At 67.5% G+C, this 6,416-nt stretch carries 6 protein-coding genes; 5 read left to right on the top strand and 1 reads right to left on the bottom strand.

Translation table 11 applies throughout. The features are described from left to right. On the bottom strand, positions 1-624 hold a 624-nt coding region (locus tag G3O00_RS38615), incomplete at its 3' end, for an FUSC family protein (RefSeq protein ID WP_206146145.1). A 145-nt stretch (positions 625-769) separates the two neighbouring features. Between G3O00_RS38615 and G3O00_RS38610 the strand changes: the two genes are divergently transcribed. From G3O00_RS38610 to G3O00_RS38590, 5 genes are all read left to right on the top strand, one after another. After that, entirely contained in the window at positions 770-1,672 is a 903-nt protein-coding gene (locus G3O00_RS38610; protein ID WP_089427243.1) for a LysR family transcriptional regulator, read from the top strand. Between the two features lie 415 nt (positions 1,673-2,087). After that, positions 2,088-3,647, top strand: coding sequence for a DHA2 family efflux MFS transporter permease subunit (locus G3O00_RS38605; protein WP_206146144.1), 1,560 nt, complete (start codon positions 2,088-2,090; stop codon positions 3,645-3,647). 175 nt (positions 3,648-3,822) lie between these two features. Then, the gene (locus G3O00_RS38600; RefSeq protein WP_011354865.1) at positions 3,823-4,152 is read left to right on the top strand and encodes a hypothetical protein; all 330 of its coding nucleotides are present in this window, start codon (positions 3,823-3,825) and stop codon (positions 4,150-4,152) included. 255 nt (positions 4,153-4,407) lie between these two features. Then, on the top strand, positions 4,408-4,743 hold the full coding sequence (locus G3O00_RS38595; protein ID WP_174929591.1) for a sugar ABC transporter ATPase: 336 nt from the start codon (positions 4,408-4,410) through the stop codon (positions 4,741-4,743). 136 nt (positions 4,744-4,879) lie between these two features. Next, positions 4,880-6,416, top strand: a 1,537-nt coding sequence (locus G3O00_RS38590) for an ABC transporter substrate-binding protein (RefSeq protein WP_206146143.1), incomplete at its 3' end; no start/stop codon positions are given.

Below are 6,416 nucleotides of genomic sequence, written 5' to 3'. Positions count from 1 at the left end.
CTCGCGGCGCAGCGCGCCCGCGCCGACGGCCACCGCGCGGTCGAGATAGCGCGCGAGCCGCGTGCGGACATCGGCCAGCGGCGAACCGGGCGCGAACACCGTCTCGAACGCCGCGCCGCACAGGATGCCGACCACCACGTACAGGAATCGCGCGGTCGCGATGTCGAATGCGTGCAACGGCGCGGAAACGGCATCCATCGCGATGATCGCCGCCGTATAGCCCGCGAGCACCGCTGCATACGCGCGGAAATTGCGCAGGAAGGTCGCGACGCCCGCGCACAGGCCGATCCACGCGGCGAGCGCTGGCAGGAACAGCTCGGGTGTCTGCGCGAACGCCCCGGTCAGCACGAGCGCGACGGCCGCGCCGATCGCGGTGCCGAGAATCCGGTATTGGCTCTTCGACAAACCCATCCCGCGGCTGCCCTGCGCGACGATCCACACTGTCGACGCGGCCCATTTCGGGTCGTCGAGATTCATCCGGAAGGCGATGTAGAGCGCGAGGAGCGACGCCGCCGTGTTGCGCAATGCGAAGCCGAGGGCGCCGGGCGGCAGCGTGGGCCGGGCGTCGCGCAGCGCGGTGCGCACAGCCGCGAGCGGCGGCAGAGGGGGTAAGGCGAATTTCATGCGGCGAGCATACGGGGGCGCGCCGTCGCCACTAAGACGCGCGGACAGGATGCGTTATTGCACCGGGCAGGATAATCGCCGCCGCACGAAGCGATTCGGCCGGCGCAGGTAAGATGCGCGCAGATCGAACACTGAAGCACACCGTATGGACTTCGAAAGCATCCGGATATTCCTGCGCGTGGTCGAGCGCGGCAACTTCACCGCCGCCGCCACGCACCTCGACATGCCGCTCAGCCGCGTGAGCCGCAAGGTCAAGCAGCTCGAGGACGATCTCGGCGTCCAGCTGCTGTACCGCACCACGCGCCGCGTCTCCGTCACCGAGGCCGGACGCGACTACTACGAGCGCTGCCTGCGCGCCGAGGACATCCTGCTCGATGCGGACCGCCAGGCCCGCGCGCTGCGCACGGCGCCGGAGGGCATGCTGCGCGTGCTGGTGCCCTACTCGATCGGCCTGTTCGAACTGGAGCCGGCGCTCGCCGAGTTTCGCCGGCGCTACCCGCTGGTCCAGCTCGTGCTGATCTACGACAACAACCCGCTCGATCTCGTCGAGCACGGCTTCGACGTGGCGCTGCGCGCGGGCGTGCTGACCGATTCCAGCTACATCGCACGCTCGCTCGGCTGGTCGCAGGCGAAGCTGGCCGCGAGCCCCGCCTATCTCGACCGCGTCGGCCGGCCCGCCACGCCGCAGGATCTCGCGCAGCACGACCTGCTGCTCGTCGGCCGCGACGCGCCCGGGCTGACGCTGCGGCTCACCAATGCGGCCGGCGAAGTGGCCGACGTGCCGGTGCGGCCGGTGCTGATCACCAACGAATCGGTGACGGTGCTGCGCCAGGCCGCGAGCGGCGGCGGCATCGCGCTGGTCTCGACGCACTACACCGCCCGCCGGCTCGAACGGAACGAGCTCGAAATCGTGCTGCCCGACTGGCACCGGACCGACGACGTCGAGCTGCACGTGCTGTATCCGCGGCGCGCGACCCTCGACAGCAAGGTGCGCGCGTTCGTCGAATTCCTGGCAGAAGTGTTCGACGATTGGCGAACCGCACCCTAACCGGCACGGTTCGCACACCGATTATTGCAGCAAGCGAAATCGATTAATGAGCCGGCCCGTGTTGATGGCGGCTCGCCACATCGTTAGCCTGTCGCGATGCAAAACCATTCCACACGCGACGGCAGCCGCCTGACCGCTGCCCGCAGGCGCGTCACGCGCGTCCCGCCTTCCTGACCGGCAGCATCCCGCCTCCCGAAGCCCGCCACGGCTTCGTGCATCCGATCGAGCAGCACGTCGCACGCGTCGGCCCCTCTACCGGGCCGCGTCGCGCGCGTCGCGCCCCTTCCGTTCAGCAGCCGCGCCGCGCCTGCGTCGCTTTCGCGCGCGCGTGCGTGCGCGGCCGCGTGCGACGGCGCGCGCCCGCCGCTACGGGCAGCATCCGTTGCGCACCCTACGCCCCTTACGCAGGAAACCCATGTCCTCCCCGTCCTCTTCAGCGCCGCTATCGGGCGGCCGCCTCGCGATCGGCACGATCGCGGTGTCGCTCGCGATGTTCATGAACGTGCTCGACTCGTCGATCGCGAACGTCGCCATTCCGACGATCTCGGGCGACCTCGGCGTGTCGGTCGACGAAGGCACGTGGGTGATCACGATCTTCGCGGCGGCGAACGCGGTATCGATTCCGTTGACCGGCTGGCTCACGCAGCGCTTCGGCCAGGTGCGCCTGTTCGTCACGTCGATCCTGCTGTTCGTGTTCGCGTCGTGGCTGTGCGGGATCGCGCCGAACCTGCCGACGCTGCTCGCCGCGCGGATCCTGCAGGGCGCGGTCGCCGGGCCGCTCGCGCCGCTGTCGCAGGCGCTGCTGCTCGGCGCATGGCCGCGGCAGAAATCGTCGAGCGCGCTGGCGCTGTGGTCGATGACCGCGCTCGTCGGCCCGATCGCGGGGCCGTCACTCGGCGGCTGGATCACGTACGACTACAACTGGTCGTGGATTTTCTACATCAACATCCCGGTCGGCTTCTTCGCGGCCGCCGTCACGTGGATCGTGTTCCGCGACCGCGAATCGGCCACGAAACGCATGCCGATCGACAAGGTCGGCCTGCTGCTGCTCGTACTGTGGGTCGCCTCGCTGCAGATCATGCTCGACAAGGGCAAGGATCTCGACTGGTTCAACTCGCCCGTCGTCGTCGCGCTCGGCGTCGTCGCGCTGATCGGCTTCGCGTTCTTCCTCGTGTGGGAGCTCCACGAGGCGAACCCGATCGTCGACCTGCGCCTGTTCACGCAGCGCAATTTCGCGGGCGGCACGATTGCGATCTCGGTCGCGTACGGGATGTTCTTCGGCACGCTGGTGCTGCTGCCGCAGTGGATGCAGGGCTATCTCGGCTACCGTGCGGTCGATTCCGGGCTCGCCACCGCGCCGCTCGGCGTGTTCGCGATCCTGCTCACGCCGGTCATGGGGCGCCTGCTGCCGCGCACCGATCCGCGCTACATCGCGACGCTCGCGTTCGTCGGCTTCGCGGTCGTGTTCATGATGCGCACGACCTTCTACACCGACGTGTCGCGCTGGGATCTCATTTTGCCGACGCTGCTGCAGGGCATCCCGATGGCGATGTTCTTCGTGCCGCTGACGTCGATCATCCTGTCCGGGTTGCCGCCGGAAAAGATCCCGGCCGCGGCCGGCCTGTCGAATTTCGGCCGCACGTTCTGCGGCGCGGTGGGCACGTCGCTGATCAGCAACGCGTGGAACGACCGCACGATCCTGCATCACGCGCGGCTCACCGAACAGGCGAGCGTCACCAACCCGACCTTCGCGCAACACGTCGACACGACGCGTTCGCTGCTGCACCTGGGCCCCGATTCGGCGCTCGCGTTCTTCAACGCGTCGGTCGATTCGCAGGCGGCCGTGATGGGCTTGAACGACATCTTCTACGTGTCCGCGATCATCTTCATCGCGATCATTCCGCTGATCTGGATCACGAAGCCGTCGCGCTCGGGCGGCGGCGATGCCGATGCGGCGGCGGCCGGCGCGCATTGATCCGCATGCGCGACGATCGGGCCCCGCGCCGCGCACGCCGGGGCCCGCACCGCCACGCGCCGACGTAATAAAGACTTGCAATCGATACAGGCGGAAACGTCAACAGCCGGTGCCCCCTCCGCGTTTTTTGAACAAGCGCCCACGATCCGGACGCGCAACGACAGGAGAAAACACCATGCGAGCCCTTACCCGCCATCTCGCGATTGCCGCCACCCTGATGTCGGTGCTGACCGGCACCGCGTTCGCCGACACGCCGTGGCAACAGGCGCATCCGCGCCGCGAAGAGGTCAACCAGCGCCTCGCAAACCAGAATCGCCGGATCCATCACGAAGTGAAGGAAGGCGAGATGTCGCACGCACAGGCCGCGCGCCTGCACCGTGACGACCGCAAGATCCGCCAGGAAGAGCGGGACATGGCTGGGCAGGATCACAGCCACATCACGAAGAGCGAAAAGCACGTGCTGAACCAGCAGGAAAATGCGGTCAGCCACCAGATCGGCCAATAAGATCGACAACACCGGCAGGTGCCCATTCGCCATCACCTGAAACGCCCGCTGCCGCGATGCGGTAGCGGGTGCTTGTTGTATCGAATCGTTTCAACGCCCCAACGCCGTCAAACGCTGCGGGTATACTCCGTCGTCAGCCGCCTGTTGCATCGTCGTCCGTCAAAAACGGCCCGATTCCGGGCGGTTTCGTCGCGAAGCTTCGCGTTTCGCCTCCCCCGCGCCCCAGCCTCGATACGAGACACACGACGACCGACCATGAAACGATTCCTGCTGCTCCTTCCCGCCGCCCTGCTCGCCGCCTGCGGTTCCGCGCCCTCGTCCGACTCGGCCGGCTCATCCGGCGCGGCGCCGATGATCTACGTGTCGTCGCAACGTCCGGCCTACGCGGTCGCCAACTGCCTCGACAGCCGTCTGTCGGGCACCGAGCAATCGCAGCACAACGGCGTGACCGATATCTCCGTCGGCTCGAACTCGTACTTCGTCACGCTGACGCCGTCGGGCAACGGCTCCGTCATCAAGGTCGTGCGCGGCTCGGGCAACGAGCCGGCCGAGGAAGCGATGCGCTTCGCGATCGCGCGCTGCGCGATCTGATCCGAACCTGCCGATGCCGGGCATCCGCCCGGCTCGCTCCTGCGCGCCAACCCGCCGGCGCGCACGCCGAATATTTTCATCCGGGCGGCCGTCGATGAGAGAATCGCACCCACGATTCCCTTTCCACGGAGCCCGCATGAAGCACCTGCTGTCCCGCCTGTTCGTCAGCGCCGCGCTCGTCGCGCTTGTTCCGGCATTGCCGGCGCAGGCGGCCACGCCGCCCGGCATCTTCGTCGTCGCCACGCAGCTCGGCGAATTCACGACCCTCGACCCGAGCGGGATCTACGAGCTGGTGCCGTCCGAGTATGTCGCGAACACCTACGAACGTCTGGTGCGCGTCGACCTGAAGGACCCGACGCGCTTCGACGGGCAGATCGCGCAATCGTGGACGGTCGGCGCCGACGGCGTGACCTATACGTTCAAGCTGCGCCCCGGCCTCACGTTCCATTCCGGCAACCCGGTGACCGCCGACGACGTCGCGTGGTCGCTGCAGCGCACCATCCTGCTCGACAAGGGGCCGGCCGGCGTGCTCGCCGATCTCGGCCTCACGAAGGCGAACGTGATGCAGAAGGTGCGCGTGGTCGATCCGCAGACCGTCGTGCTCGAAACCGATCGCAAGTACGCGCCGAGCTTCGTGCTCAACGTGCTGAGCGCGTGCCCGGCATCGGTCTTCGACAAGAAGCTGCTGCTGTCGCACCAGCAGGGCAACGATTTCGGCAGCGGCTGGCTGCGCACCAACGACGCGGGCTCGGGCCCGTACCAGCTCGTGAAGTGGACGCCCAACGAGACCATCGTGCTGCAGCGCTTCGAGAAATACCGCACGCCGTACCCGATGAAGCGCGTCGTGCTGCGCCACGTGCCCGAAGCATCCGCGCAGCGGCTGCTGCTGGAGAACGGCGACGCCGATGCCGCGCGCAACCTGAGCCCCGACAGCCTCGCCGCGCTGACGAAGGCCGGCAAGATCAAGGTCACGTCGTGGCCGGTGTCCGCGCTGCTGTACCTGAGCCTGAACACGAAGAACCCGAACCTCGCGAAACCCGAGGTGCAGCAGGCGATGAAATGGCTCGTCGACTACGACGGCATCCAGCGCAACATCGTCAGCACGACCTACAAGGTGCATGAAACCTTCCTGCCCGAAGGCTTCCTCGGCACGTCGAACGCGCGGCCTTACAAGCAGGACGTCGCGAAGGCGAAGGCGCTGCTCGCGAAGGCCGGCTTGCCGAACGGCTTCGACGTGACGATGGACATGCCGAACGACTATCCGTACCTCGAGATCGCGCAGGCGCTGCAGGCGAACTTCGCGCAGGGCGGCATCCGCGTGAAGCTGATTCCGGGCGATGCGAAGCAGGCGATCGGCAAGTATCGCGCGCGCCAGCACGACATCTTCATCGGCGAATGGTCGCCCGACTACATGGACCCGAACAGCAATGCGCGCGGCTTCGCGTGGAATCCGGACAACTCCGACCAGTCGCCGACGAAGATGCTCGCATGGCGCAACAGCTGGGACATTCCGCAACTGACGAAGGACACCGAGGCCGCACTCGTCGAGCCGTCGCCCGCGAAGCGCGCGCAGCGCTACGAAGCGCTGCAGAAGGCCGTGCTCGCGAACTCGCCGTTCATCATCATGTTCGAGAAGGTTGTGCAGGTCGCGACGCGCCCCGGCGTGACCGGGA

Source organism: Burkholderia sp. Ac-20384, from assembly GCF_017104605.1.
GTDB classification, from domain to species: Bacteria; Pseudomonadota; Gammaproteobacteria; order Burkholderiales; family Burkholderiaceae; genus Burkholderia; species Burkholderia lata.
The sequence above is the reverse complement of the archived record's forward strand: the minus strand, read 5'-3'. Positions and strand labels throughout refer to the sequence as shown.